The sequence below is a fragment of the Undibacterium sp. Di27W genome, assembly GCF_049340345.1.
In the GTDB taxonomy this organism is placed as follows: domain Bacteria; phylum Pseudomonadota; class Gammaproteobacteria; order Burkholderiales; family Burkholderiaceae_D; genus Undibacterium.
The window spans coordinates 207,015-231,478 of sequence record NZ_JBMPOS010000003.1 but is presented as its reverse complement, the minus strand read 5'-3'; the positions used below and the strand labels follow the sequence as shown (position 1 = coordinate 231,478).

Genomic DNA, 24,464 nt, shown 5'->3' with positions numbered 1-24,464 from the left:
ACCCCTGGTTTAAAATATTTCTTGTGTACGCCAGCGCACGTCAGCGATCAAATTTCGGTGCTACATTGGTTATCCATATAAGCCTTGTATCCATCATGCCTATTACCCTACATTGCGATTTAAATGCCACAACGACGAGCCTGCGTCATCCGTGGCGCATATGCGTGGGTAGTGGCCATGCGACACTTGCACTGCGCGCTGACTGGCAGGCACAGCTACGGCAGGCTCATGACGATCTTGGTTTCCAATACATCCGCTTCCATGGTTTGCTTGACGACGATATGGGCACGCTGATTTGCCAGAGCAATCAATTCGTTTATTCTTTTTTCAATGCAGACCAGATCTTTGATTTTCTTGTTTCCATAGGCATGCGGCCGGTTGTTGAAATGTCGTTCATGCCGTCGACGTTGTCCTCGGGCGGCGATATTGTTTTTCATTACAAGGGCAATATCACGCCACCACGTCACCCTGAAGAATGGGGTGAACTCATGCGTCGTCTGACCGCCCATTGGGTAGACAGGTACGGTATCAACGAAGTCGCACAATGGTATTTCGAAGTGTGGAACGAACCTAACCTGCCCGCTTTCTGGACGGGAGGGCAGCAAGCCTATTTTGACCTGTATGAAACCACGGTCAAGGCGATTAAGGGAGTGGATACCCGTTTACGGGTTGGCGGGCCCGCCTCTGCAGGCAATGCGTGGATACCTGAGTTCCAGGAATTTTGCAAATCCCGTGATTTGCCTGCTGACTTCATCAGCACGCATTATTATCCGACCGATGCCTTTGGCGAGATAGGTGCTGATACGGTGACCCAGCTTGAACACGCGCCGCTGGATGTCATGCGTGAACACGCGTTGAGCGCAAGAGTCCAGGCTGAAGGCAAACCTTTGTTGTACACGGAATGGAATATCACGTCCAATCCGCGTGACCCACAGCATGATGGCTCTTTTGCCGCTGCGCTGGCGACCCGCATTGTCATGGGCGTTGATGATGTGGTCGATGCCTATAGCTACTGGACATTTTCCGATATTTTTGAAGAAAATTATTTTCCCAGCCAGCCTTTCCATGGTGGCTTTGGCCTGATGACCTTGCATGGCATAAAGAAGCCCATTTATCAGGCGCTGGCCATGGTCGCCAAGCTGGGCGAACACCATTATCCCGTGCCACAATCGCATCCCAGCGTCATGCTGTGGATAGGCGATGCGCATGTGTTGTGCATCAACCAGGCAATGCCACGTCATGACATCAAAGAAGAAACGATCACGCTGACGCTCCAGCTGCAGCCGGGCCAGCGGGCGCGCAAGGTGGACATTCATCGTATTGATGCAGACAATGCCAATCCCGCTGCTTTGTGGCGGCAGTGGGGGGAACCAGGTTATCTGTCGGCAGAACAGGTCAGCAGTCTGAAACAGGTTTCCGAGCCACAACCCAGCGACATCGAATTTACCTGCACGGCGGCGACCTTGAGCATGTCGTTTACCGTTGCAGCACAATCCGTCAATTTGCTCGCCATTGAGTGGGAGTCGGCCTGATCATGGACGATGCCAATTTACTGACTTCTCTGCAAAGAGATTCTTTCGATTATTTCATTCACGAAGTCAATCCTGCCAATGGGCTGATACGTGACAAGACCGCCGATAACTGGCCAGCCAGCATCGCCGCGGTCGGCATGGCGCTGACCGTCTATACGATAGGCGTGGAACGCGGTTTCATGTCGCGTGCACATGCCGCGCAACGCACTCTCACCACCTTGCAATTTTTTGCTGAAAGTGAGCAGGGTACCGGTGTAAATGCGACCGGCTATAAAGGTTTTTATTATCACTTCCTCGATATGGAAACCGGGCATCGCGCCTGGGATTGCGAATTGTCCAGCATTGATACCGGCCTGTTGCTGGGCGGCGTGCTGACATCCGCGCAATATTTCACGCAGGACAATGCAGTCGAGCAGAAAATCCGCGAACTTGCTGACATGCTTTATCGACGAGCTGACTGGCAATGGATGCTGGCCGGATCGCAACTGATCTGTCATGGTTGGAAACCAGACACCGGCTTCCTGCAATGGCACTGGGAAGGGTACGACGAGGCACTGATCCTGTATTTGCTGGCACTGGGTTCCCCGACATTTCCTATCGGACCGGAAAGTTATGCGGCCTGGACCACCAGTTATGAATGGAAATGTATTTACGATGTTGAGTACCTGTATGCCGGACCGCTTTTCATACACCAGATGTCCCATCTATGGGTAGATTTTCGCAATATCCGAGATGATTTCATGCGCACACATGACGCTGATTATTTTGAAAACAGCCGTCGTGCAACGTTGATACAACAGCAGTATGCGATCAAAAATCCTATGGGTTTCGAGCAATATAATGCACTGTGCTGGGGGGTGACCGCCAGTGACGGCCCTGGCAACCTGGTCAAGAAAATCCGTGGCGTTGAACGTGTGTTCTTTGATTATGTCGCACGTGGCGCACCTTTTGGCCCGGATGATGGCACGCTGGCACCATGGGCAGTGGCTGCCTGCCTGCCATTTGCGCCAGAAATCGTTTTGCCCAGCATTTCCCACTTCCAGCATCTGCGCCTGCGCGAAGTGAATCCTTATGGTTTCAAGGCTTCGTTCTCACCCACTTTCCAGGCAGAAGAACCACATAAGGCTGGTTGGGTGTCGCCCTACCATTTCGGCATCAATGAAGGCCCTACGGTCATCATGATAGAAAACCACCTGCATGATTTTCCGTGGAAAATGATGCGAGAAAATCCTTACATTCAAGCAGGCCTGATCAGCGCCGGTTTTGACGGTGGCTGGCTCGCCGCCGCGAGAAAAACATCTGTGCAGAATGGAAGCACTGCAAATACTGGACAAGCTTCAAACAATATAGAAAAGGCAAATCCATCAGTCTCATCTGAGGGCGAAAAAATATGAATATACGGCTTGATGGAAAAGTAGCCCTGGTCACAGGCGGCAGTGGTGGCATAGGCCAGGCGATTGCCCGCTCACTGGCGGCATCAGGCGCGGCTGTGGGCGTTAACTATATCGGTACTCGCGCATCTGCCGATGCAACAGTGAACGGTATTACAGATGCGGGTGGCAAGGCGATTGCACTGGAGGCTGATATTGCCGACATGGCCGCCGTCCAGGCCATGTTTGCGCAACTTGATACCACACTGGGTTCGCCCGACATACTCATCAATTGCGCTGGTATTGATGGCCACGGTGCGCTGAGCTGGGATATTGACCCTGTTGCATGGCGACGTGTCATCGAGGTCAATCTGTTTGGCAGTTTCTATTGCTCCCGGCAGGCACTGCAACGCATGGTGCCGCGCAAGAGCGGCGTCATACTGAATATCAGTTCAGTGCATGAAACCATCGCGTGGACAGGGTATAGCGCCTATACCTCAAGCAAGGCGGCCCTTTCAATGCTGACCAAGACCATGGCACAGGAAGCGGCCCCTTTCGGCATCCGCGTGTTGGCAGTAGCGCCCGGCGCCATACAGACTGATATCAACAAAAGCGTATGGAGTGACCCTGAACAAATGCGTGATCTTGCCGAAAAAATTCCTCTGGGCCGCATGGGCCAGGTACAGGAAATTGCCGGTCTTGTCACTTTTCTGGTATCCGATGGTGGCTCATACGTTACTGGCACAACCGTATTTGCTGATGGCGGCATGACTGACTATCCTGATTTCTCGCATGGTGGATAATTTATAAAGCACCTACCCAATCCAGCGCATCATCAGCAAACTAGCGCAGGGCGCACGACAAACCGCGCATGTCGAGTCATGCTGGCTAATGTGATGAGATTTCGATGAGTTCTAACCGGTCTCCGACTATGAACGCAGCAGATATTATCCGCAAGCATTGGCCTTTATACCTGATTGAAGCTGGTGGCCTTGGCGTATTCATGCTAGCGGCCGGGCTCGCCTGCTCTGCGCTGGAAGCACCTGCATCACCACTTCATCTCATGTTGACATCCGCCTTGTTGCGGCGCTTTCTGATGGGGCTGGCGATGGGCGGCACTGCTGTGGCATTAATCTATTCTCCCTGGGGTGCCCGATCAGGGGCGCATTTCAATCCCGCGTTGACGCTGAGCTTTGCCATCATGGGCAAGATAAGCCGCACTGACGCTGTAGGGTATGTCGTCGCGCAATTCCTTGGTGGCTTAAGCGGGGTGCTGCTGACACTGGCACTGGTTGGCACGCCGTTTGCCCAGCCACCTGTGTCGTTCGTGGTCACCACACCTGGGCAATATGGAGTAGCCATCGCCTTTGTGCTGGAAGTGCTGATTTCGGCAATGTTGATGGGCGTAAGCTTATACGCAAGCAACAAGGCCAGTTTGATGAAGTACACGGGTCTGCTATGCGGCATGCTGATCGTTCTGTTCGTGACCTTTGAGTCACCGTATTCAGGGATGAGCATGAATCCTGCGCGTACTGCAGCATCAGCCATCCCCAGCGGCATATGGACTGCAGGATGGCTTTATTTCATCGCGCCACCCTGCGGCATGTTCATTGCAGCGTGGATTTACCGCCGTTGTCATCCGCATCACCTGATCGCCTGCGCCAAACTCAATCATGATACTGAATCTTCTTGCCACTTCGATTGCTGTTTTGCTGCACAGGGCACCCATGTGCCAAGCTTGATGCGCCGTGCGCGCTCTTGCAATCTCCTTCGCGATACCCTTTAGGAAGCATCTTCAATATGGACAAGCACTACGACATTATCATCATCGGTACCGGCGCTGGCGGGGGCACGCTGGCCCATAGCCTAGCACCGACAGGCAAACGCATCCTGCTGATAGAGCGCGGTGATTTTCTGAAACGGGAACAGGACAACTGGAACCCTGACGCTGTTTTCGTCAAGGCCAAATACCAGGCGAAGGAAATCTGGCATGATCAGCATGGCAAGGCATTTCATCCTGGCATTCATTATTTCGTGGGTGGCAATACAAAATTCTATGGTGCTGCCTTATTCCGGTTGCGGGAATCCGATTTCGGTGAAATAAAACACCACGGCGGCATCTCACCAGCCTGGCCGATTTCTTATGCAAATCTGGAACCTTATTATTGTGCCGCAGAAAAACTGTATCAGGTACATGGGACCCGTGGTCTGGACCCGACAGAGCCACCAGCTTCTGCGCCATATCCTTATACTGCGGTAAGCCATGAACCAAGGGTCGCACAGTTATCTGAAGCGCTCAAGGCACAGGGGCTGCATCCCTTTCCTTTGCCACTCGGTATCATGCTGGACCAGGATGAACAGGGCCAGCCGACAAGGCATAGCAAGTGCATACGTTGCAGTGCTTTCGACGGCTTCCCCTGCATGCTTGATGCCAAGGCAGATGCGCATATCATCTGTGTTGAGCCTGCATTAAAATACCCCAATGTCACCTTGCTGACCAATGCCTATGCAGAAAAACTCGGCACTGATGCCAGCGGACGTATCGTCGATAGCGTCCATGTACGGCACGACGGCAAGGATGAAGTGTATAGCGCCGACATCGTCGTCGTGTCATGTGGCGCAATCAATTCTGCGGCCCTGCTGTTGCGCTCTGCTTCACCGCAACATCCAAATGGCCTGGCGAATGGCTCAGACGTCGTGGGGCGTCATTACATGCGGCATAATAATTCTGCCCTGATGGCAGTCAGCCTGAAACGTAATGAAACGGTATTCCAGAAGACCCTGGCGATCAATGATTTTTACGCCGGTGCACCTGACTGGGATTATCCGCTTGGACATATTCAAATGCTGGGCAAGTCACATGGCGATACCATCAAAGGCGAATTACCGGCCTGGCTGCCGTTCAAGCCGCATTTTGCGCTCGAAGAAATCGCTGAACATTCTGTCGATTTCTGGCTGACCTCAGAAGACTTGCCAGACCCTGGCAACCGCGTGACGCTTGATGAAAACGGCGGCATCGTATTGTCGCTGAATCCAAATAACATGGAAGCGCATCACAGGCTCAAGATCAAGCTGAAGGAAATGCTGACCCACATGGACTTGCACCCGCATTTATGGGAGCGCAGTTTATATCTGGGCCAGGATATTCCTATCGGTGGGACCGCGCATCAGAATGGTACGATACGCTTTGGCCATGATCCGGCAACATCAGCACTGGATGTCAATTGCAAGGCGCATGAGGTGGATAACCTGTATGTCGTCGATGCCAGTTTCTTTGTATCTTGCGGCGCAGTCAACCCTTCATTGACGATTATTGCCAATGCACTGCGTGTTGCGGACCATCTTCGAAATCGCCTGGGTTGATCGTCATTAATTCTCCTAGTCCGTAATAAGAATAAGGTACGCGACAGAGTGACCAGGGGATTCATTCAATGCCGCTATAAAGCTGTTCGAGAACTTTTCCAACGTACAGACTATGAGTAGATTTATAGGATGAGAAGGCATACCCAGGCGATATCAACCGAGAACAATTTGCAAAAAAATTGCTGCCAAGGGCAAGAAAAGACCAAGCCGCGTAAATTGGCCTTATGTGAAGTGTCTTGCGCGATCTTCTTCTTATTCAAAAGCAGCTGTCAGCGCAATATGATTCGCGCGGCCCGTAACAAACAGGATCGGAACGAACACAGCGGCCTAAGCATTGTGCAGCAAATATAATCGCATGATTATAGGTGGCAACAGTAAGACACTCACTATCTCCCAAATATTCCACTTGTTTACATTATTGATGCTTATTAGATAAGCATGCATATTAACTAATTTTTTTGTTCTAGTGTAAACAAAAAAATCCCACTTCTCATAGGAGAAGTGGGACAGATATTTACATTACAAAAAACTTAGGGCTTAAAACGGAATATCATCATCCATATCCGAGAAATTCGGTGCTGGGCGTGAGGCTGGGGCCTGGCGTTGTTGTGGTGGTGCTGCCTGCTGGCGTGGGGCTGGTGCACCTCCACCGCCGCCACCGCCGTAGCCGCCGCCATCATCCATGCCTGCGCCGCCGCCCATGCCCTGGCGGCTGCCCAGCATTTGCATGCTGTCGGCCTTGATGTCGGTCGCGTATTTTTCTACGCCGTCTTTGTCGGTGTACTTGCGGGTGCGCAGGCTGCCTTCAACGTAGACTTGGGAACCTTTCTTCAGGTATTGACCGGCGATTTCTGCCAGTTTGCCGAAGAAGGTGATGCGGTGCCATTCTGTCTGTTCTTTCTTTTCACCACTGGATTTGTCTTTCCAGCTATCGGTGGTTGCCACGGTGATGCTGGTCATTGCATCGCCTGATGGCATGTAACGGGTTTCCGGGTCTCTCCCAAGGTTGCCGACGATAATGACCTTGTTCACTGATGCCATGTATTTCTCCTAATTTTTTCCTGATACAAATTAATTTATGCCTTGACCGCAGGCACAGTTTTGCTGCGCTTGGGGATGTTGGGCATATTGATAGCGATTATAAGCCAGACCGCTGTCAGCACTGCACTTACGATGAACACCGAGTTCGATGCCATATTCTGTTTAATCCATCCCCCCAGCAAACCGCCGCAGAACAGGCCTAGGGCCTGCAAGGTGTTGTACACACCCAGTGCCGCACCTTTGGCGGCTGGCGGGGCGATACGTGACACCAGGGATGGCTGGCATGCCTCCAGGATATTGAAGGCGATAAAAAACGCAAACAGCAAGCCTACCAGCATGGCTGGGGATTGCAAGTATTGCCACAAACCAAGCTCAACCACCAGCAAGAGTGCGATTGCGGCAACAAAGACTTGTTTCATTTTGCCAAATTTTTCACCAATGAAAATCGCTGGCAGCATGGCGATGAAAGAGGCAAACATCACGGGTAGATAGACTTTCCAGTGCGCAGCCACCGGCAGGTCTGCATATTGCACCAGTGCGGCTGGCACGACGACGAACATGGCCATCTGCGTCATGTGCAGGGCAAACACGCCGTAATTGAGGCGCATGAGTTCAGTATTCTTCAAGACCACGGACAGGGGCACGGGCTTGTGGCGTATGGCCGGTGCTTCTGGTGTGATGAACAAGACAACAGCGATACCCACCAGTGACAAGACACCGGTCATGGCAAAGATGCCACTCATGCCTATGCTTTGATATAACAAGGGTGCGGCCACCAATGAAAACGCAAAGGTCAGGCCTATGGAACCACCTACCATGGCCATGGCCTTGGTACGGTGTTCTTCTCTGGTGGTATCGGCTATCAGGGCGGTGATGGCGGCGGAGATCGCGCCTGCACCCTGTATGCCACGACCTATGATGACGCCCACCACAGTGGTTGCAGATGCGGCAACAAAAGCGCCAATCGCGAATAGCAACAGGCCGATGACGATGATGCGCTTGCGGCCAAACTTGTCAGAGGCTATGCCAAACGGGATTTGCCCAAATGCCTGGCTCAGGCCATACATGCCCATGGCAAGACCAACCAGACTGGCATTATTACCATCCGGCAGGGTCTTGGCGTGTATCGCAAATACCGGCAGGATGAGGAACAGACCCAGCATGCGCAAGGCAAAGATGGAAGCGAGAGAGGCGCTGGAGCTGATTTCCTCGCGGCTCATGCCGGCAGGCTCTTGCTCACTCAGGGCGGATGCGTCGGAAGATGTTGCAATAGTCATATTCAAAAAACTCGTCTGATCAGTTTAGTTTGCGCAAAGCAAAGACGAGCCCGCGGTAATTTTCAAAACCCGTTATAGTATCAGGTTGCACGCCTACTTCCTCCAATTCGGCCCAAATTCAGCACAGAGACTATGACGACACGCACAAAAGCAGCAAAAGCGCCCAAACCGGCAGAAATCGAATTTGATGCCAGTGATGTTCAATTGGCACAAAAACGTGAATTGATACGCGTACGCGGCGCACGTACCCATAACCTGAAAAATATCAGCATAGACTTGCCACGCAATAAGCTGGTGGTCATCACTGGCCTGTCTGGTTCGGGCAAGTCTTCGCTGGCGTTTGATACCCTGTATGCAGAAGGCCAGCGTCGCTATGTAGAGTCGCTGTCAGCCTATGCGCGCCAGTTTTTGCAGTTGATGGAAAAACCGGATGTGGACCTGATCGAGGGTTTGTCACCGGCCATCTCCATCGAGCAAAAAGCCACTTCGCATAATCCGCGCTCTACCGTAGGCACGGTCACCGAAATTCATGATTACCTGCGTCTGCTGTATGCCCGCGTGGGTACACCGTATTGCCCGGATCATCCTGAAAACCCGCTGGCTGCACAATCGGTATCGCAAATGGTGGATGCCGTGCTGGCGATGCCGGAAGATACCAAACTGATGATACTCGCGCCTGTGGTTGCCAACCGCAAGGGTGAGCACATGGACTTGTTTGAGCAGATGCAGGCCCAGGGCTTTATACGTTTTCGTGTACAGAGTGGCACGCATGAAGCGAAGATTTATGAAGTCGATAATCTGCCGAAATTGAAGAAGACCGAGAAGCATACGATAGATGTGGTCATAGACCGCGTCAAGGTCAAGACAGATATCAAGCAGCGTCTGGCAGAATCATTTGAGACTTGCTTGCGCCTGGCGAATGGCCGCGCCCTGATTGTGGATATGGATAGCAATCATGAGCAATTATTCTCGAACAAATTTGCCTGCCCTATTTGCGGTTATTCATTGCAGGAGCTGGAACCGCGTCTGTTCTCTTTCAATAATCCCATGGGTGCCTGCCCTGAATGTGATGGTCTGGGGCATATAGAATTTTTTGATCCCAAGCGTATCGTCGCCTTCCCTAATTTGTCGCTGGCCAGTGGTGCGGTCAAGGGCTGGGACAGGCGCAATCAATTCTACTTCCAGATGCTGTCCAACCTGGCGGCTTACTATGAATTTGATATCGATACGCCTTACGAACAATTGCCGGAATCGGCACAGCAAATCATTTTGTATGGTTCAGGCAAACAGCAGATACCGTTTACCTATATCAATGAAAAAGGCCGTACCGTCATCAAGGAACACAGCTTTGAGGGCGTGGTCACGAATCTGCAACGCCGTTATCGCGAAACTGATTCCATGGCGGTCAAGGAAGAGCTGGCCAAGTTCATCAATGAAAAGCAATGCCCGTCTTGCGATGGCGCGCGCCTGCGTATAGAAGCGCGTTATGTCAAGGTCGGTACAGGCAAACAGGAGAAGGCGATTTACGATATCAGCGCCATGCCTTTGCGCGAGACCCTGCATTTCTTCGAACATTTGAAACTCACAGGTTCCAAGCGCGATATCGCTGACCGCATCATCAAGGAAATCACGGCGCGCCTGACTTTCCTGAATAACGTCGGTCTCGATTATCTGTCGCTGGAACGCAGTGCCGACACGCTCTCTGGTGGTGAAGCGCAGCGCATACGCCTGGCATCGCAAATTGGTTCTGGCCTGACAGGCGTCATGTATGTATTGGATGAACCATCTATCGGCCTGCATCAGCGCGACAATGACAGGCTCATCGATACGCTCAAACATTTGCGCGATATTGGTAATAGCGTGCTGGTGGTTGAGCATGATGAAGATGCCATACGCTGCGCCGACTTTGTGGTCGATATGGGTATAGGTGCAGGTGTACATGGTGGTGAAATTATTGCCCAGGGTACGCTGGAAGACATCATGAGCAACACGCGTTCGCTGACTGCGCAATACCTGAGTGGTGCGCTGGAAATTGCCGTGCCGAAGAAGCGCACGAAAGCAGACCCGGCCAAGCAATTGCTGATTGCTGGTGCGCGTGGCAATAACCTGAAAAAAGTCTCGATGAAATTACCAGTAGGCTTGCTGACTTGCGTGACCGGTGTTTCTGGTTCAGGCAAATCAACGCTGGTGAATGACACGCTCTATCATGTCGCAGCGCGTCACTTGTATGGTTCGCAAACTGAACCGGCAACCTTTGACCACGTCAGCGGCCTTGAGCATTTTGATAAAGTCATTTCTGTCGATCAGGCACCGATAGGTCGTACCCCACGTTCCAACCCTGCCACTTACACTGGCTTGTTCACGCCTATACGTGACCTATTCGCTACCGTGCCAACGGCAAAAGAACGTGGCTATAGCGCTGGCCGTTTCTCATTCAACGTCAAGGGTGGCCGTTGTGAAGCCTGCCAGGGTGATGGCGTCATCAAGGTGGAGATGCATTTCTTGCCGGACGTGTATGTGCCTTGCGATGTCTGCCACGGCAAGCGTTATAACCGCGAAACCCTGGAAGTGCATTACAAGGGCAAGAATATCAATGAAGTGCTGGGCATGACGGTAGAAGACGCATTTGAATTCTTCAAGGTTGTTCCCATCATCGCGCGCAAACTGCAAACCTTGCTGGATGTGGGCCTGGGTTATATACGCCTGGGGCAAAGTGCCACTACCCTGTCGGGTGGTGAAGCGCAGCGCGTCAAGCTGTCGCTGGAATTATCCAAGCGTGATACTGGCCGCACCCTGTACATCCTGGATGAACCTACTACAGGCTTGCATTTCCATGATATCGCGCTGCTGCTGAAAGTCATACACAGGCTGCGTGACCAGGGTAATACCGTGGTCATCATTGAGCATAATCTGGATGTCATCAAGACGGCTGACTGGCTCATCGATCTTGGTCCTGAAGGTGGTGCTGGTGGCGGCAAGATCATAGCAACAGGTACGCCGGAAGAAGTGGCGGCCAATCCTGAGAGTGTGACGGGCAAGTATTTACTGCCGCTATTGAAAAAATCCAAATAAGTTTTTGATATGCATTTGTAGCGCTGTTCCTGTAATGGGAACAGCGCTTTTTTATTTGGCCAGCCGTGTCCGTAAATGAACAATTGAACTTGTCCATTTGCGGACAATGTCACAAGAAATATACAGTAGACACTGGTTTTCAGGGGCGCAAGCATGACATCTCTACCTGGCATGGGCTTTGCAATAGGCATGGCGAGACAGCAAAAAAATCCAGAGATGAACAAGCCAAATGTACGCCCTGCCATCACCGGTGTGGCGATGGACAAAGTGATACCCAGAAAGTGCGGCCAGCGCTGGCTACAGGCTTGCTTTGCACTATTACTGCTAGGCGGTTTAGCCACTCTGGCCTGGTATATGCTGCCGCAAGGCTTGCTGGTGTCAGCAACTGAGCTGCGTATTGCCAGTGTAGAGCAAGGGATATATCTGGATGACCTGATGTTGCGTGCTACCGCAGAACCGCTCAATTCTGTGGTGCTCGATACTGTTGAATCTGGTCGCGTGGAAGAAGTGTTTGCCCAGGATGGCAGCATGGTCAGGCAGGGGCAGTTATTGTTCCGCCTGTCCAATCCCCAGCGCAATCTGGAGTTGCTGGCGCGCCAGGCGGAGCATACGCAGCAAATATCCAATCTGGCGAATTTGCGCGTGAATTTCCAGTTGGGCAATACCGATCACCAGCGCCGTTTGTCAGCACTGGAATTTGAACTGGCGCAAACAAAAAAGCAGCACGCCAGAAATGAAAAACTGGCAGAGCAAAATTTTATCTCTTTGGTGGCACTGGAAGAATCAGCAGATAAACTGGCACGTGCGCAATTTGCTGTCGATGAGGAAAAGAGCAGTCGCGATGCCGAGATAAAAGTGAAGCATGATGCGCAATTACAGATGGAAAATGGCATCAGGGGTTTACAGTCAGGCTTGCAACTGGTGAATGCGACGGTGGCGGCACTGGCAGTGCGCGCGCCAGTGGCAGGCAGATTGACTGACTTTCATTTGCAAGTCGGCGAAACCATGATAGCGGGAAAGCGCATAGGCCGCATCGATGACCCCAGGTTGGTAAAACTGGAGGCACAGATCGATGAATATTATTTGAACCGCATTGCCAATGGACGAAGTGGAGTCGCACATCTGGGTGATAAAACCCTGGCCATCGTGGTAGGCAAGGTCTTTCCGCAAATTAAGGATGGCCGCTTCAAGGTGGAACTGGAGTTTGCGCAAGGGCAGGATTATGCGATCAGCCCCGGGCAAAGCCTGGAAGCCAATATCACTTTGGGTGAGCCGGGGCAAGCCATGTTGCTTCCCAATACCAGCTTTATCACTGACACCGGCGGCAACTGGGTATTTGTTCTCAAACCCGATGGGACACAAGCCCTAAGGCGTGAAATAAAAATCGGCAGACGCAATAATCGCCAGATAGAAGTCTTGTCAGGCCTGGCAAAAGGAGACAAAGTGATCGTATCCAGCTATGCCAATTTTCTTAAAGCAAAACGCTTACAGATTAATAATTAAAACGGGAGACATAAGATGATAAAACTCAAAGCCGTCAGCAAGATTCATGTCACGGGCGAAGTGCAAACCACGGCACTGGACCAGATAGACCTGGATATTGATGCAGGTGAATATGTGGCCATCACCGGGCCATCTGGCTGCGGCAAATCCACCTTGCTGGGCTTGCTGGGCCTGTTGGATATACCTACCCATGGAAGCTATGTATTTGAAGGCCAGGACATCTCCAACTGGAGAGAAAACAAACTCAATCAATTACGTCGTGGCCGTATAGGTTTCATCTTCCAGAGCTTTAATCTGATAGAAGAATTGACTGTGGCCGAGAACGTGGAACTGGCACTGAAATATACCGCCACCCCGACAAAAGAAAGACGCGCGAGTGTCGCTGCCATGCTGGAAAAACTGGGCATCAGCCACAGGGCTAAGCACAGGCCCTCACAACTGTCTGGCGGTCAGCAGCAACGCGTTGCCATTGCCCGCGCCCTGATCGCTAATCCAGCAGTCTTGCTGGCCGACGAACCTACCGGCAACCTGGACAGTGCCCATGGTGATGAAGTCATGCGTTTGCTGCGCACCATCAATGCAGAAGGCACGACCGTGGTCATGGTCACGCATTCACCTTCGCATGCGGCACAGGCTTCACGCACCCTGCACTTGCTTGATGGCCGCATCGTCGTCGATGCCTTGCAAGCTGCCTGAGCCGGAGACCAAGATGAAAATAAGAGATTTCCGTATAGGCTGGCGCGTGCTGGCGCAAGAACCAGGATATTCAGCTACCAGCATTGTGATACTGGGCATAGGTATGGCTTTTTGCCTGCTGATGCTGGGCTTTGTGCGTTATGCCTTTGAATATGATAGCCAGATCCCGCATGCCGACGAAGTATATGTCATCAAGCACAAATACAATGTCGATCCGGCCGAAGCCAGGTTTGACCAGGCCCCCGCCCTGTTGCGCCTGCCTGGCAAGAAGATCCCTGGTGTCATTGATATCAGCGGTTATTTTCAAAAACCGGAAGCCACTATTCGCATAGCTGACAATCTCAGCAAGCTCAAGATTCTTCCCACCTTGCCAGGCTTTGCAGAAATGCTGGGCTTGCAGGCAATTGACGGAGATCTCAAGTTAGCACTGGAGCGCCCTGAAAATCTGGCAATGACCGAAAGTGCTGCCAGAAAAATATTTGGACTATCTTCAGCGCTTGGTCAATCCATAAAAATCGCGGAAAAAAGTCTGCGCGTCGCTGCCATCCTGCGTGACCCGGCAGACAATACCACGATACCCTTTGCCGCCCTGGTTGGCATCAATTCTGTACTGATACCTGATGATGCACGCGCCGAGGCATTGACGGGTGCCGATGGCGCAAATGCCAAACTGTTCATACGCATACAGCCAGGCAGTTCACTGACTGCGATCACAGCAGCTCTGCAAGATATCGTCAATCATGCCGGCAGCGTGCAAAATAATATGCTACCAGATGCCAAGGCACGTCTGGGCACACGCAAGGCCATGGATCTTAGTCTCCTGCCTTTGCGGGATGCCTATTTTGATCAGGAAATAGCAAAGAATCCCATCACCATGCCTGGCGATCGTGGCGATCCGGTCATCATCAAAGGATTGACTGCCATTGCCATCCTGATCCTGGTGCTGGCTGCCATCAATTATGTCAATCTGGCGACCGTGCGTACTCTGCGCAGGCAACGCGAGATAGGCATGCGCAAGGTGCTCGGTGCCAGCATTCCCCAAATCATCCTGCAATTCCTGGCTGAATCTTTATTGGTCTCCATGCTGGCAACCGGGCTGGGTTTATTGCTGGCTTACCTGGCCTTGCCACTGTTTGCAGAATTGATGAACCGCAAGCTTGATAGCATAGTCTCCATTGGCAATATTGCTGCTGCCATCGGCATAGGCATTTTTCTGGCTGTGTTGACGGCCATCTACCCCGCCTGGATTGCCATTCGCACCCGTCCTACCCAGGTCTTGGCAGGTCGCCCGGGTAGCGAATCGACGCAAGGCAGGCAATTGCGCAGGCTGATGACAGTCTTGCAGATCGCTACTGCCATGGGTCTGGCCAGTGTCACCCTGGCGATTGCCTGGCAAGCTGAATTTGCGATTAAAGCCTCACCTGGTTTTGACGCAGCGCCACTACTGGTCGTCGATTTGCCTGAGCCTGCCAGTGAAAGCAAAAATGCCCTGGGCCTGATGGCCGCACTCTCAAAAAAACCAGAGGTTGCCAGCATGGCGATTTCCACCGATGCAATAGGCCGCTACATCAATCCCTGGCTGATGGATGTCAAACTACCGGGTGGCGCATCTATCGCCCCCGACATGAAATCTGTCAGTGTCAATTTTTTTAATACTTACCAGATCAAGCCTGTCGCAGGACGTTTGTTCGATGCCAAGCTGGACAAGGAAGGTGATGCCGAGCCCATGATATTGAATGCAGTAGCGGCACGCCAGTTGGGTTTTGCTTCTCCAGAAGCAGCGTTAGGAAAAGTCCTGGTGTACACGCAATTCGACGGCAAGCAGGCCAGCAAGCACATCATAGGCATAGCCCCGGAATTGCGCTTCCATTCCCTGCATGAAGCACCACGTGCCATTGCTTATGAACTCTGGGTCGCAGGCACAGCACTCAGCATACGCAGCCGTGATTCAGTTGCAGCGACAGCCAGCACCCTGCAAAGCCTGTGGCCGGTCTACTTCCCCGGCAAACTGCTGGAAATGCATAGCGCCCAGCAAATTCTCGATGCCAATTATGAAGAGGACCAAAGACTGAGTCGTTTACTCACCATCTCCACCTTTATCGCCCTCGCCATCGCTGCATTTGGCACTTATGCCTTGTCCGCTTATACAGTGCAAAGAAGAGAAAAAGAAATCGCCCTGCGCAAGCTCTATGGCGCCGGAAAACGCCATATCGCCACACTGGTGATGCAAGAGATAGGCTTACTGACTTTACTGTCTGCCGCCATCTCCTTACCTGTCGCAGCCATCACCATAGAACGCTACCTGGCCAGCTATATAGAACGCGCACCCATCGCCTTGTGGACCCTGGCATTCTCCCTGCTCTGGTCCGGCCTCATCGCCGTCATCGCCGTCACCCTGCAAGCAAGAAAGGCAAGCCGCCAGCGGCTTGCGTTGTCCTTACATGCTTGAGTAAAGTCCATGCCTGCGGGATACACATCCTTTAGGTATGGGCGAAACAGGTCTGCACCCGTCCCTATTTATCCCGTGCACTCAACACTGTGTGTTCTTTGAATATGCAGGCACGGAAGTTTTTTTGAACAGGCTGTTCAATTATTCGCTGATAAAAATATGAATAAAGGTCGTGTTGACGTTGCCTTTGCCTTTGCCTTTGCCTTTGCTGTTGCTGTTGCTGTTGCTGTTGCTGTTGCTGTTGCTGTTGCTGTTGATTTTTCGCAGTTCCCATGTGTCGACGCCTTTGATGTAAGGCAGAAAATGGAAAAAGAAAGGCCGATGTTTGAGGTGTAGCAGGGGTTTCGGACAGCATGCTGTCCGCCTGCATAACGGCAATCGCTTGCAAGCGATTGTGCGCCCTGCAAGGGTAGCGAGTTTTCGGACTTTCCCATTTTTTGACTTACAGCAAAGGGAACCCCGCAGGGGCGGCGACGCCTGGGTCGCCTTTTTGGCCCACCTTTTTGGCGAAGCAAAAAGGCGGGTAGCCGCCGGTCTACCACCGGCCAGCGATCTTAAAATACGTGTGAAAAATATTTAAAATATCTAAATCGAAAATTTACACAAATATGAAGCTAATAAACTGCACGATATGCCTAGAACGCCGCTGGAGCGCCAGCCCGGTGGAATGACGTTAATAAGATTGCTCGGGATTGAGCGCCGAGCATATACGTGAAATGACAGGCAAGCAACAGACCACCTTAAGCTCTTCTCCCTATCCCGCTTTCGCTTTAATACCTTAGCGCATTCAGCTTAGTTATAATACCCCTCATTCCACAGGACAGCAGTCCTGCAATAACAAGATACCAACTTAGCAATGACCATACGCCTGATCGTCGGCCTGGGTAACCCCGGCCCTGAATATGAACAAACCCGCCACAATGCCGGCTTCTGGCTGGTAGAGCAATTGCCAGCCAGTCTGCAAAGGGACAAGAATTTCAATGCCCTGGTGGGCAAGACTCGCATTGCCAATCAAGAGGTGTGGCTGCTGGAGCCGCAAACCTTCATGAACCGCTCAGGGCAATCGGTAGGTGCTATCTGCCGCTTCTACAAAATCACACCAGACCAGGTGCTGGTGGTGCATGATGAACTGGATATCATGCCTGGCATTGCCAAGCTCAAACTGGGTGGCTCATCTGGTGGACATAATGGCCTGAAAGATATTACTGCCGCCCTGGGCACTCAGGATTACTGGCGTTTGCGCATAGGCATAGGCCACCCGCGCAGCCTGAATTTGACGCAGGGCGTGGCTGACTTTGTCTTGCACAGACCACGCAAGGAAGAACAGGGGCCGATCGATGAAGCCATCGCCAATAGCCTGGCCGTGTTACCCTTGCTGGTTGAAGGCAAATTTCCTGAAGCGATGATGCAACTCCATACGACAAAATGAGTTCAGCCATACAAATCCATGCCGGTCGCAAAGCCTACGCGCATCTGCGTGAGCATGGCTTGCGTGCGCAAGACGTTGCCATTATTCCGGCAGCGGCTGGCGGCCCCAAGGGTTTGATATTGCAGGCTTTGGATCAATGGCTATTTGGTACATGGTTGCCGACGGCACCGCGTGAACGCACGCTGATCGGTGCGTCTATCGGTGCCTGGCGTATGGCAGCAGCCAGTCATGCTGATCCGGTAGCGGCTTTCCAGCGCCTGGGTGATTTGTATTGCGAACAGCGTTATCCTGAAAAACCTTCTGCTCAGTATGTAACGCGGGAAATCCAGAATCTCTTGCATGACTTCATTGGTGGGCATGAAGCAGAAATCGTCAACCAGCCTTTGCACAGGTTGCATTTACTGGCAGTGCGTGGCCGCGGTTTGTTGAGCGCCCCCAGATCAGTGAACAAGGCCAAAGCTGGCTTTGTGGCAGCGACCTTTGCCAACCTGGCTTCGCGCTCACAACTGGCCAGACATATGGACCGCGTGATTGTTGGTGATACGCGCGACCCGCTATTCTGGCTGAAAGCCAAGTTCGATGGTTTTGATACGCATTTCTGCCCGCTGAAAACAGATAACCTGGGCTGGTCGCTACTGGCATCCGGCACCTTGCCGCTGATCATGGAGCCAGTCCCGCATATCCCGCATGCACCAGCTGGCACTTACTGGGATGGCGGCATCATCGATTATCACCTGGCCCTGCCCTATTCACGTGTGGCAGGCAGCAAGGATGGCGACCTGGTGCTCTACCCGCATTTTACCGATCACATCGTGCCCGGCTGGCTGGATAAACCCCTGCCCTGGCGCAGGGCTGGCATGGGTGCCAATCGCCAGTGGCTGGATAATGTGATCATGGTGTCACCGTCGCCATCTTTCCTGAAGAGGCTGACGCGTAGCAAGCTGCCAGACCGCAAGGATTTTTTCTATTACGGCACGAATCATGATTTCCGCATCCAGAACTGGAAGCTGGCGATCAGCGAAAGCGCACGCATGCGGGATGACTTTGCAGCGTTTGTCGATAAGCCAGATCTGGATCTGGTGCAGGCTTTGAATTTCTAATTTTGCAGAGGCTGCATTTGACCGCGTTGCGCAGTGACATACTGTCTAAGCTCAGGAAAAAATTCCTGGAAACCTTTGCTTAATGCATCGTAGTTGCTTTGCAAATCATCCAGACCTGCGCGCAACAAATCACCATTTTTTGACAACCTTTGCGAAGTGCGTTCTACCGCAATTCTGACGCCATCAAATTCATGATAAGACCCCAGCCAGTCCTGACTCAGCATACGCGGCAAGGCGGCCTGCAAGTTGTCGGGCAAGATTATTTTTGACTGTGCTTGCAGGGCGGTATAAAAGCTTCGTATCAGTTCCTGACGTGGAGTGGGGCTGTCTTCTGGCCAATACTGGCTCAGCACATGGTCATAAAAAATATCCAGCAAAATGCCGGCATAGCGGCGGTGCTGATCCTGGAACAAAGCTTTGGCCTGCAAGACGATGGGGTGGCTGTCGGTATAGCTATCGACCAGCCTGTGCATCTGGATATCGGCCTGGATCTCAGGATGATAAAGCACGGTGTCTTTCAATTTGACAAAGTCACCGAGCAAGGCACCCAGCATGGCGTGATCGCTATGCTGGGCCAGGTAAATGTGGGCGAGGTAATTCATAAGTGAAGCCAGTATAACGGGCTTTGTGCTTATCTGCTGCCAGCTGCTACCAACTTCAAATCTCTTCAGCTTTGCTCGTCTGGCGGATTGTCATCCTTATCTTCGGCATCTGTCACTGCCTTTGCCGAAGGTATATGTCGTCCTTGCTGTTTCAAGGCCTGCCTGAGCAGGTATTCAACCTGGGCATTGGCACTGCGCAGTTCCTGTGCCGCCATGCGTTCGATCTCGTTCCACAACAGAGGATCGATACGCAGGGGGAAGGATTTTTTTCCTGGGCTGGCCATTATCTGGCAGTCAAACGTGGCGTCAGATAACTGAGCAGGCGCTGTGGATCCTGGGTGCCCAGGCGTATGCTTCTTCCATTGCGCAAGACCACCAGTATTGCTGACTTGCCAGCGGCGTTATAAAGCATGCCCTTGCTGGTGAAGCGGATACCATGACCCTCCATCATGCTGGTCGTGGTCGCTTCTACCGAGGCAATATCTGACAAGGCAATTTTCCAGGAAGGAAAACCAATCAGACTAAAAGACCAGCGCAAGTGGCTGGCATCCACCACGGTCGTCAGGCACCCTAAAAATACCAAAGTCAGCAAGCTCACCAGAGGTAGTGCCAGTTTGATCGCTATCAGGCCCTGTCCCAGATATTTCATCTGTATCGCGAATAAAAGCACCGTGCCGACAGGCAAAATAATCCACAATAACTTCAGCCATTGTTTTTCTATGTAAACCGGATTAGGCATTATTTTTCTCCGCCATTAATTATATAAAGTGCCGGTATTGATGACGGGCTGAGTCTCTTTATCCGAGCACAGCACCACCAGCAAATTACTGACCATGGCAGCTTTTCTTTCATCATCGAGTTCGCATATCTTGCGCTCGGACAAACCTTGCAAGGCAGCTTCGACCATACTGACCGCGCCATGTACGATTTTCTTGCGGGCGCTGATGATGGCTTCTGCCTGCTGGCGGCGCAACATGACCTGGGCAATTTCCGGCGCATAAGCCAGGTGGGTGAGTTTAGCGTCTTCTACATCAATACCTGCTGCCGTGAAGCGATTATGCAATTCATCACGCATGGCACTGGCAACCACATCCATGCCTGCGCGCAGCGTAGTCTCGCCTTCGGCCAGGTCTTCGCCATCGTCATAGGCATACTGGGTGGCCAGATGGCGTATGGCAGCCTCTGCCTGTATCTGAACGAAGCGTTCAAAATCATCGACATTGTAAATCGCCAGCGCGGTATCCTGCACGCGCCAGACTATCGCTGCACCAATTTCCACGGGATTGCCGCGTTTGTCATTGACTTTCAAAGCTGCAGTATTGAGGGTGCGGGCGCGCAGGCTGAGTTTGCGCTTGGCATAAAAAGGATTGACCCAGCGCAGGCCTTCACTGCGGTCCGTACCCTTGTATTGTCCAAACAATGACAATAAAGCCGCTTCATTCGGTTGCAGCATGTACAGGCCCGTGAGGGTAAAAATACCCACCACCACCACAGCCAGGCGCGCCAATACTCCTGGAATATAAGGGTCGCCACTGTGACTGAGCAGGTCGATAAAGCTATACACACCACCTGCCACCAGCAGCAGGCCAACAATAATCATGAAATAACCGTCTAGCGATGGGCGGGAACGCTCTTGTATTAATTTTTTTGCATTCGCTGACACTGAGGTAGTACTCATACTTTCTCCTGATAGATGGCACTTTGAAATCAAAGTGATATCACTTTAGGGCGCAAATATGGAAATGTCAAGGAAATTGCATATGCACGGAATATGCAAAAACCGAAAAGGAAAAAGGCTGCCCTTTAGGGGCAGCCTAATAAAGACACTAGAGACACAAGAAAGAAATGGAACTCAGGACAAGGGAAACAATTTCTTGATGCGGTTTCCGGCGAGCTGCTGACTAGCCGCCAGGACAGGAGAGCTGGCCTGCGGCTTGCTGGCTTCTGGCAGCACTTCCGGCATGGCTGCTATTGTGGATATAGGCTCTTCCATAATTTGAGCAGGTTTGCCTGCTTTGCCAGCTTGACTATGAGTTCCGGCAAAATACATCAATACCCCCAGCAAGGCAGCCGAGATCAATACCCAGAACATGACATCGCTATGAAAATGCGCCAGCAAGAAACCGCAGATAACCGGATTCAGTGCGGCCCCAAACATGGCCAGGCTTTGTGCTCCATAGTAGCTACCGCGCTTGTCAGCTGGCGCTATCATGTCTATGAACATGTATTCGCAGGGAATGACTATCACTTCCCCCACCGTGAAAACCAGGGTTGCCACTACCCAGCTCAGCGCTGTGCTGGCATGCATGAAACCGAACAGGCCCACGGCATATAAGGTGGCACCCAGACTTACCCAGCGGAACAGGTATTTTTGCTGCATGAGTTTGCCCACAGGGTATTGCAAGAGCACTACTGTCACCGCATTGGTCATCAGTATAAAGGGCAGCAATTGTGCTGCGGCCTGCGTACCCTGACTGACGATCAGGTATTGCGATAAATAACCCGAGACAAAGCGGCCAAAGACGAAGGAAGTCAGCACACTGCCCATGCTGAACAAGACCAGGCGGCGGTCACTTCGCAATACTCGCATGGTCGCTTTAAAACCAGCCGGGCTGGATTTGATTTCTGAACTGCTCTTGCTGGTCACGGCTGGCTTGCCGAGTACCTGCGATGCCAGTAAGGAGAAACCTGCCGCCAGCCACAAGGGGCCAGTCAGCTTGATGGCAAACAGCCATGCCCCCAGCAATGGCCCCAATGAAAATGCCACATTGATGAGCATGTAATTAAACGAAAATGCCTTTGCCCTTTGCTCAGGTGGCAACAGGTCGGCCAGGGTGGCTTTCAGCGAAATGCCGCGCAAGGTCAGTGCAGATTCTATGCACATCAAGGCCAGCAAGACTGTCCAGGCATTGGGTGCGACCGTCAGCGATAAGGTAGAGATAGCGACCACCACACCCGCTGTTTTCATCAGAAAATTTTTACTGAGCCGGTCTGCCAGATAGCCAGCATACAAACTGAACAAGGTAGAAAAGAAAATACTGCCGCCCAATATCCAGCCTATGACTTGCGTGTCTAATGCCAGGTGCTCGGTCAGGTACAGGGCCATGAAAGGCAGCGCCACCGCACGACCCATGACAAATACAAAAGAACTGCATAAAAGCCGTATCACGGCATTGGGAAAGCGGACCATCATCTTCCTTTTGTGGGGCATACAACAACAGGGCTTACTGATGTTGGACAGTATGTTTAAAAAAGCAGAAAGGAAAAATGGATATAATAAAAAAAGTTTTTTCCCCTTTTATGAAGCTGATGCTTACCTGACCTGAGCTGACCTTGCCTGCATGAAATTACTGGATCAATACCGCAAGCTGCACAGCTTTTTGCAGCAGCATGAGCAACAACCCGGCCTGCCCGCCCTTGCACTGGCAATGCATTGCAGTGAGCGCAATATGCGCAACCTGCTGGCGAAGATGCAAGCGCAAGGCTGGCTAAACTGGCAAGCCGGGCGCGGGCGTGGCCATCATTCGCAACTGCAACTTTTGCAAAGCCCGGATAGTCTGGCGCTGGATCATTTGTCGCACTTGCTGGCACGTGGCGACCTGGAACAAGCCTTTGCCAGCCTGGATGGTAACCAGCGTCAGCAACTGGCCAGTCGCCTGCCTGATTATCTGGGCATGCCGGACAGCGCCAGCCGCAGCTTGCGCATGCCCTTGTTTCGCAGCGTAGAAAGCCTGGACCCTCTGAAAGTCCACGGCCGTCTTGAGGCACACCTTGCGCGGCAGATTTTTTCGCGGCTGATGACTTTTGATCACCAGCAAAATGCCTTGCGCCCTGCGATTGCCCATCATTGGGAAAGCGAGAAAAACGCAACGGTCTGGCATTTCTGGTTACGTCCCGGCCTGAGTTTTCATGATGGCCGCGAACTGGGCGTAGAAGATGTGAAAGCCAGTATTTTGCGTCTGCGCGATGAACCTGCAATTTACCAGCGCCTGTATCGCCATTTGCTGCATATAGAAACCGGGCCCAGCCTGCGTGTCAGTTTTTACCTGGCACATGCTGATCACTTATGGCCACATTGCCTGGCCACGGCAAATTCATCCATCGTGCCACGTCAGCGGGCTGCCGACTTTGCCCGCTTCCCGATAGGCAGCGGGGCTTTTCGCATCATACGCAATAATACCTACCAGCTTACCTTGCAGGCTTTCAAGGATTATTATCGCGAACGCCCCCTGCTCGATGAAATTGATTTGTGGATGCTGCCGCCGCCATCCGGGCCATCGGGATTTGATTTGCAGTTTGGCCATGCCCATCAAGATAGTACAAAAAAACACAGCATCGTCGGTGCAGAATCTGGCTGCACTTATATCATCTGTAATTCTGCCCGCAGTTTTTTCAAGACCGCCGAACAAAGGCTGGCACTGGCTGACTGGTTGGCGCCGGAAACTTTGTTTGATGTGGAAGAACGCAGAAGAAAACCAGCCTCAGGCTTACTAGTCATCTGGAAACATCGCGTCGCCAAAAAACCAAAATGCAGCAACTTCAAAGCTGGCCACAAATTACGCATGGTCAGTGGCCAGACCCAGGAAATACTGAGCCTGGCGCAAGCCGTCAAGCAAAGACTGGAAGCTGCTGGCTTCATCGTCAATTGGACCAGCCTGCCCTTTGACCAGTTGATGGCACGTGAATGGGTGAAAGATACTGATCTGGTGGTGGCACGCGAAGTCATGCATGATGACCAGGATTTTGGCTGCTTTGAATGGTTTGCTGCCGACAGCGTCTTTCGCCGCTGGATGCCTGCTGCTGCATTGAAATCCCTGGATGCCGATTTAATGAAAATCAAGGCGCAGGCGGATAGCAAACGTCGCATGACAGCCTATGCCCGCATAGGCAAGCGCCTGGTACAAGAAGGCTGGATGATCCCGATTTCGCATGAAAACCAATTGGTCAGCATTGCCCCGCACGTGGCCGGTGTCAGGATGACGCCGTTTGGTTTTGTATCGTTCAATGAATTATGGCTAAGGCACTAAAAT

General features: G+C 52.1%; 21 protein-coding genes. 14 read left to right on the top strand and 7 right to left on the bottom strand.

Going from position 1 to position 24,464, the window contains the following annotated elements; translation table 11 throughout:
* The first annotated feature begins 95 nt into the window (after nucleotides 1–95).
* The 5 genes from ACO0LF_RS08755 (at nucleotide 96) to ACO0LF_RS08735 (ending at nucleotide 6,265) form a co-directional block, all read left to right on the top strand.
* Nucleotides 96–1,532 (top strand): GH39 family glycosyl hydrolase, encoded by a 1,437-nt coding sequence (locus ACO0LF_RS08755; RefSeq protein ID WP_423013728.1) that lies wholly within the window; start codon nucleotides 96–98, stop codon nucleotides 1,530–1,532.
* A 2-nt stretch (nucleotides 1,533–1,534) separates the two neighbouring features.
* A complete protein-coding gene (locus ACO0LF_RS08750) occupies nucleotides 1,535–2,926 on the top strand; it encodes a glucoamylase family protein (protein WP_423013727.1) in 1,392 nt (463 codons plus the stop codon).
* On the top strand, nucleotides 2,923–3,705 hold the full coding sequence (locus tag ACO0LF_RS08745) for a glucose 1-dehydrogenase (protein WP_423013726.1): 783 nt from the start codon (nucleotides 2,923–2,925) through the stop codon (nucleotides 3,703–3,705). The genes ACO0LF_RS08750 and ACO0LF_RS08745 overlap by 4 nt, the downstream gene beginning before the upstream one ends.
* 128 nt (nucleotides 3,706–3,833) lie before the next feature.
* Entirely contained in the window at nucleotides 3,834–4,688 is an 855-nt protein-coding gene (locus ACO0LF_RS08740; protein WP_423013725.1) for an MIP/aquaporin family protein, read from the top strand.
* A 14-nt stretch (nucleotides 4,689–4,702) separates the two neighbouring features.
* Nucleotides 4,703–6,265, top strand: coding sequence for a GMC oxidoreductase (locus ACO0LF_RS08735; RefSeq protein ID WP_423013724.1), 1,563 nt, complete (start codon nucleotides 4,703–4,705; stop codon nucleotides 6,263–6,265).
* Between the two features lie 537 nt (nucleotides 6,266–6,802).
* Here ACO0LF_RS08735 and ssb read toward each other — a convergent pair.
* Together ssb and ACO0LF_RS08725 are read right to left on the bottom strand one after the other, a co-directional pair.
* Nucleotides 6,803–7,306: a single-stranded DNA-binding protein gene (gene ssb, locus ACO0LF_RS08730; RefSeq protein WP_423013723.1), complete on the bottom strand. Its 504-nt coding sequence runs from the start codon at nucleotides 7,304–7,306 to the stop codon at nucleotides 6,803–6,805.
* 35 nt (nucleotides 7,307–7,341) lie between these two features.
* Nucleotides 7,342–8,526: an MFS transporter gene (locus ACO0LF_RS08725; RefSeq protein ID WP_423013891.1), complete on the bottom strand. Its 1,185-nt coding sequence runs from the start codon at nucleotides 8,524–8,526 to the stop codon at nucleotides 7,342–7,344.
* 189 nt (nucleotides 8,527–8,715) lie between these two features.
* Here ACO0LF_RS08725 and uvrA point away from each other — a divergent pair, with 189 nt between their 5' ends.
* The 7 genes from uvrA to ACO0LF_RS08690 all read left to right on the top strand — a co-directional run bounded on the left by uvrA (nucleotide 8,716) and on the right by ACO0LF_RS08690 (nucleotide 18,832).
* Nucleotides 8,716–11,655, top strand: coding sequence for an excinuclease ABC subunit UvrA (gene uvrA / locus ACO0LF_RS08720; protein WP_423013722.1), 2,940 nt, complete (start codon nucleotides 8,716–8,718; stop codon nucleotides 11,653–11,655).
* Between the two features lie 153 nt (nucleotides 11,656–11,808).
* A complete protein-coding gene (locus tag ACO0LF_RS08715) occupies nucleotides 11,809–13,158 on the top strand; it encodes an efflux RND transporter periplasmic adaptor subunit (protein ID WP_423013721.1) in 1,350 nt (449 codons plus the stop codon).
* A gap of 15 nt (nucleotides 13,159–13,173) precedes the next feature.
* Nucleotides 13,174–13,854 carry an ABC transporter ATP-binding protein gene (locus ACO0LF_RS08710; RefSeq protein WP_423013720.1) on the top strand — a complete coding sequence of 227 codons (681 nt, stop codon included), beginning with the start codon at nucleotides 13,174–13,176 and terminating at the stop codon, nucleotides 13,852–13,854.
* A 13-nt stretch (nucleotides 13,855–13,867) separates the two neighbouring features.
* Entirely contained in the window at nucleotides 13,868–16,303 is a 2,436-nt protein-coding gene (locus tag ACO0LF_RS08705; RefSeq protein WP_423013719.1) for an FtsX-like permease family protein, read from the top strand.
* Nucleotides 16,304–16,462: 159 nt separating this feature from the next.
* Nucleotides 16,463–16,639: a hypothetical protein gene (locus ACO0LF_RS08700; RefSeq protein WP_423013718.1), complete on the top strand. Its 177-nt coding sequence runs from the start codon at nucleotides 16,463–16,465 to the stop codon at nucleotides 16,637–16,639.
* Nucleotides 16,640–17,159: 520 nt separating this feature from the next.
* Nucleotides 17,160–17,732, top strand: a complete 573-nt coding sequence (pth, locus tag ACO0LF_RS08695; RefSeq protein ID WP_423013717.1) for an aminoacyl-tRNA hydrolase — start codon at nucleotides 17,160–17,162, stop codon at nucleotides 17,730–17,732.
* Entirely contained in the window at nucleotides 17,729–18,832 is a 1,104-nt protein-coding gene (locus ACO0LF_RS08690; protein WP_423013716.1) for a patatin-like phospholipase family protein, read from the top strand. The genes pth and ACO0LF_RS08690 overlap by 4 nt, the downstream gene beginning before the upstream one ends.
* Here the strand turns inward: ACO0LF_RS08690 and ACO0LF_RS08685 are convergent.
* The 5 genes from ACO0LF_RS08685 to ACO0LF_RS08665 form a co-directional block, all read right to left on the bottom strand.
* Entirely contained in the window at nucleotides 18,829–19,434 is a 606-nt protein-coding gene (locus ACO0LF_RS08685) for an ACP phosphodiesterase (protein ID WP_423013715.1), read from the bottom strand. The genes ACO0LF_RS08690 and ACO0LF_RS08685 overlap by 4 nt on opposite strands.
* A gap of 65 nt (nucleotides 19,435–19,499) precedes the next feature.
* The gene (locus ACO0LF_RS08680) at nucleotides 19,500–19,718 is read right to left on the bottom strand and encodes a hypothetical protein (RefSeq protein ID WP_423013714.1); all 219 of its coding nucleotides are present in this window, start codon (nucleotides 19,716–19,718) and stop codon (nucleotides 19,500–19,502) included.
* Nucleotides 19,718–20,173: a hypothetical protein gene (locus ACO0LF_RS08675; RefSeq protein WP_423013713.1), complete on the bottom strand. Its 456-nt coding sequence runs from the start codon at nucleotides 20,171–20,173 to the stop codon at nucleotides 19,718–19,720. The genes ACO0LF_RS08680 and ACO0LF_RS08675 overlap by 1 nt, the downstream gene beginning before the upstream one ends.
* 15 nt (nucleotides 20,174–20,188) lie before the next feature.
* A complete protein-coding gene (locus tag ACO0LF_RS08670; protein ID WP_423013712.1) occupies nucleotides 20,189–21,112 on the bottom strand; it encodes an SPFH domain-containing protein in 924 nt (307 codons plus the stop codon).
* A 174-nt stretch (nucleotides 21,113–21,286) separates the two neighbouring features.
* Nucleotides 21,287–22,540, bottom strand: coding sequence for an MFS transporter (locus ACO0LF_RS08665; protein ID WP_423013711.1), 1,254 nt, complete (start codon nucleotides 22,538–22,540; stop codon nucleotides 21,287–21,289).
* Here ACO0LF_RS08665 and ACO0LF_RS08660 point away from each other — a divergent pair.
* Both ACO0LF_RS08660 and ACO0LF_RS08655 read left to right on the top strand, forming a co-directional pair.
* Entirely contained in the window at nucleotides 22,539–22,760 is a 222-nt protein-coding gene (locus tag ACO0LF_RS08660) for a hypothetical protein (protein ID WP_423013710.1), read from the top strand. The genes ACO0LF_RS08665 and ACO0LF_RS08660 overlap by 2 nt on opposite strands.
* Before the next feature lie 15 nt (nucleotides 22,761–22,775).
* Nucleotides 22,776–24,461, top strand: coding sequence for an SgrR family transcriptional regulator (locus tag ACO0LF_RS08655; protein ID WP_423013709.1), 1,686 nt, complete (start codon nucleotides 22,776–22,778; stop codon nucleotides 24,459–24,461).
* Nucleotides 24,462–24,464: the final 3 nt, after the last annotated feature.

Excerpts from the sequence above, each read along its gene's own strand:
- ACO0LF_RS08660 (WP_423013710.1), top strand. The coding sequence starts at position 22,539 with ATGAAAGGCAGCGCCACCGCACGACCCATGACAAATACAAAAGAACTG.
- ACO0LF_RS08705 (WP_423013719.1), top strand. The coding sequence starts at position 13,868 with ATGAAAATAAGAGATTTCCGTATAGGCTGGCGCGTGCTGGCGCAAGAA.
- ACO0LF_RS08700 (WP_423013718.1), top strand. The coding sequence starts at position 16,463 with ATGAATAAAGGTCGTGTTGACGTTGCCTTTGCCTTTGCCTTTGCCTTT.
- ACO0LF_RS08740 (WP_423013725.1), top strand. The coding sequence starts at position 3,834 with ATGAACGCAGCAGATATTATCCGCAAGCATTGGCCTTTATACCTGATT.
- ssb (WP_423013723.1), bottom strand. The coding sequence starts at position 7,306 with ATGGCATCAGTGAACAAGGTCATTATCGTCGGCAACCTTGGGAGAGAC.
- ACO0LF_RS08745 (WP_423013726.1), top strand. The coding sequence starts at position 2,923 with ATGAATATACGGCTTGATGGAAAAGTAGCCCTGGTCACAGGCGGCAGT.
- ACO0LF_RS08725 (WP_423013891.1), bottom strand. The coding sequence starts at position 8,526 with ATGAGCCGCGAGGAAATCAGCTCCAGCGCCTCTCTCGCTTCCATCTTT.
- ACO0LF_RS08735 (WP_423013724.1), top strand. The coding sequence starts at position 4,703 with ATGGACAAGCACTACGACATTATCATCATCGGTACCGGCGCTGGCGGG.
- ACO0LF_RS08675 (WP_423013713.1), bottom strand. The coding sequence starts at position 20,173 with ATGCCTAATCCGGTTTACATAGAAAAACAATGGCTGAAGTTATTGTGG.
- uvrA (WP_423013722.1), top strand. The coding sequence starts at position 8,716 with ATGACGACACGCACAAAAGCAGCAAAAGCGCCCAAACCGGCAGAAATC.
- ACO0LF_RS08680 (WP_423013714.1), bottom strand. The coding sequence starts at position 19,718 with ATGGCCAGCCCAGGAAAAAAATCCTTCCCCCTGCGTATCGATCCTCTG.
- ACO0LF_RS08665 (WP_423013711.1), bottom strand. The coding sequence starts at position 22,540 with ATGGCCCTGTACCTGACCGAGCACCTGGCATTAGACACGCAAGTCATA.
- ACO0LF_RS08690 (WP_423013716.1), top strand. The coding sequence starts at position 17,729 with ATGAGTTCAGCCATACAAATCCATGCCGGTCGCAAAGCCTACGCGCAT.
- ACO0LF_RS08750 (WP_423013727.1), top strand. The coding sequence starts at position 1,535 with ATGGACGATGCCAATTTACTGACTTCTCTGCAAAGAGATTCTTTCGAT.
- ACO0LF_RS08670 (WP_423013712.1), bottom strand. The coding sequence starts at position 21,112 with ATGAGTACTACCTCAGTGTCAGCGAATGCAAAAAAATTAATACAAGAG.
- pth (WP_423013717.1), top strand. The coding sequence starts at position 17,160 with ATGACCATACGCCTGATCGTCGGCCTGGGTAACCCCGGCCCTGAATAT.
- ACO0LF_RS08755 (WP_423013728.1), top strand. The coding sequence starts at position 96 with ATGCCTATTACCCTACATTGCGATTTAAATGCCACAACGACGAGCCTG.
- ACO0LF_RS08715 (WP_423013721.1), top strand. The coding sequence starts at position 11,809 with ATGACATCTCTACCTGGCATGGGCTTTGCAATAGGCATGGCGAGACAG.
- ACO0LF_RS08685 (WP_423013715.1), bottom strand. The coding sequence starts at position 19,434 with ATGAATTACCTCGCCCACATTTACCTGGCCCAGCATAGCGATCACGCC.
- ACO0LF_RS08655 (WP_423013709.1), top strand. The coding sequence starts at position 22,776 with ATGAAATTACTGGATCAATACCGCAAGCTGCACAGCTTTTTGCAGCAG.
- ACO0LF_RS08710 (WP_423013720.1), top strand. The coding sequence starts at position 13,174 with ATGATAAAACTCAAAGCCGTCAGCAAGATTCATGTCACGGGCGAAGTG.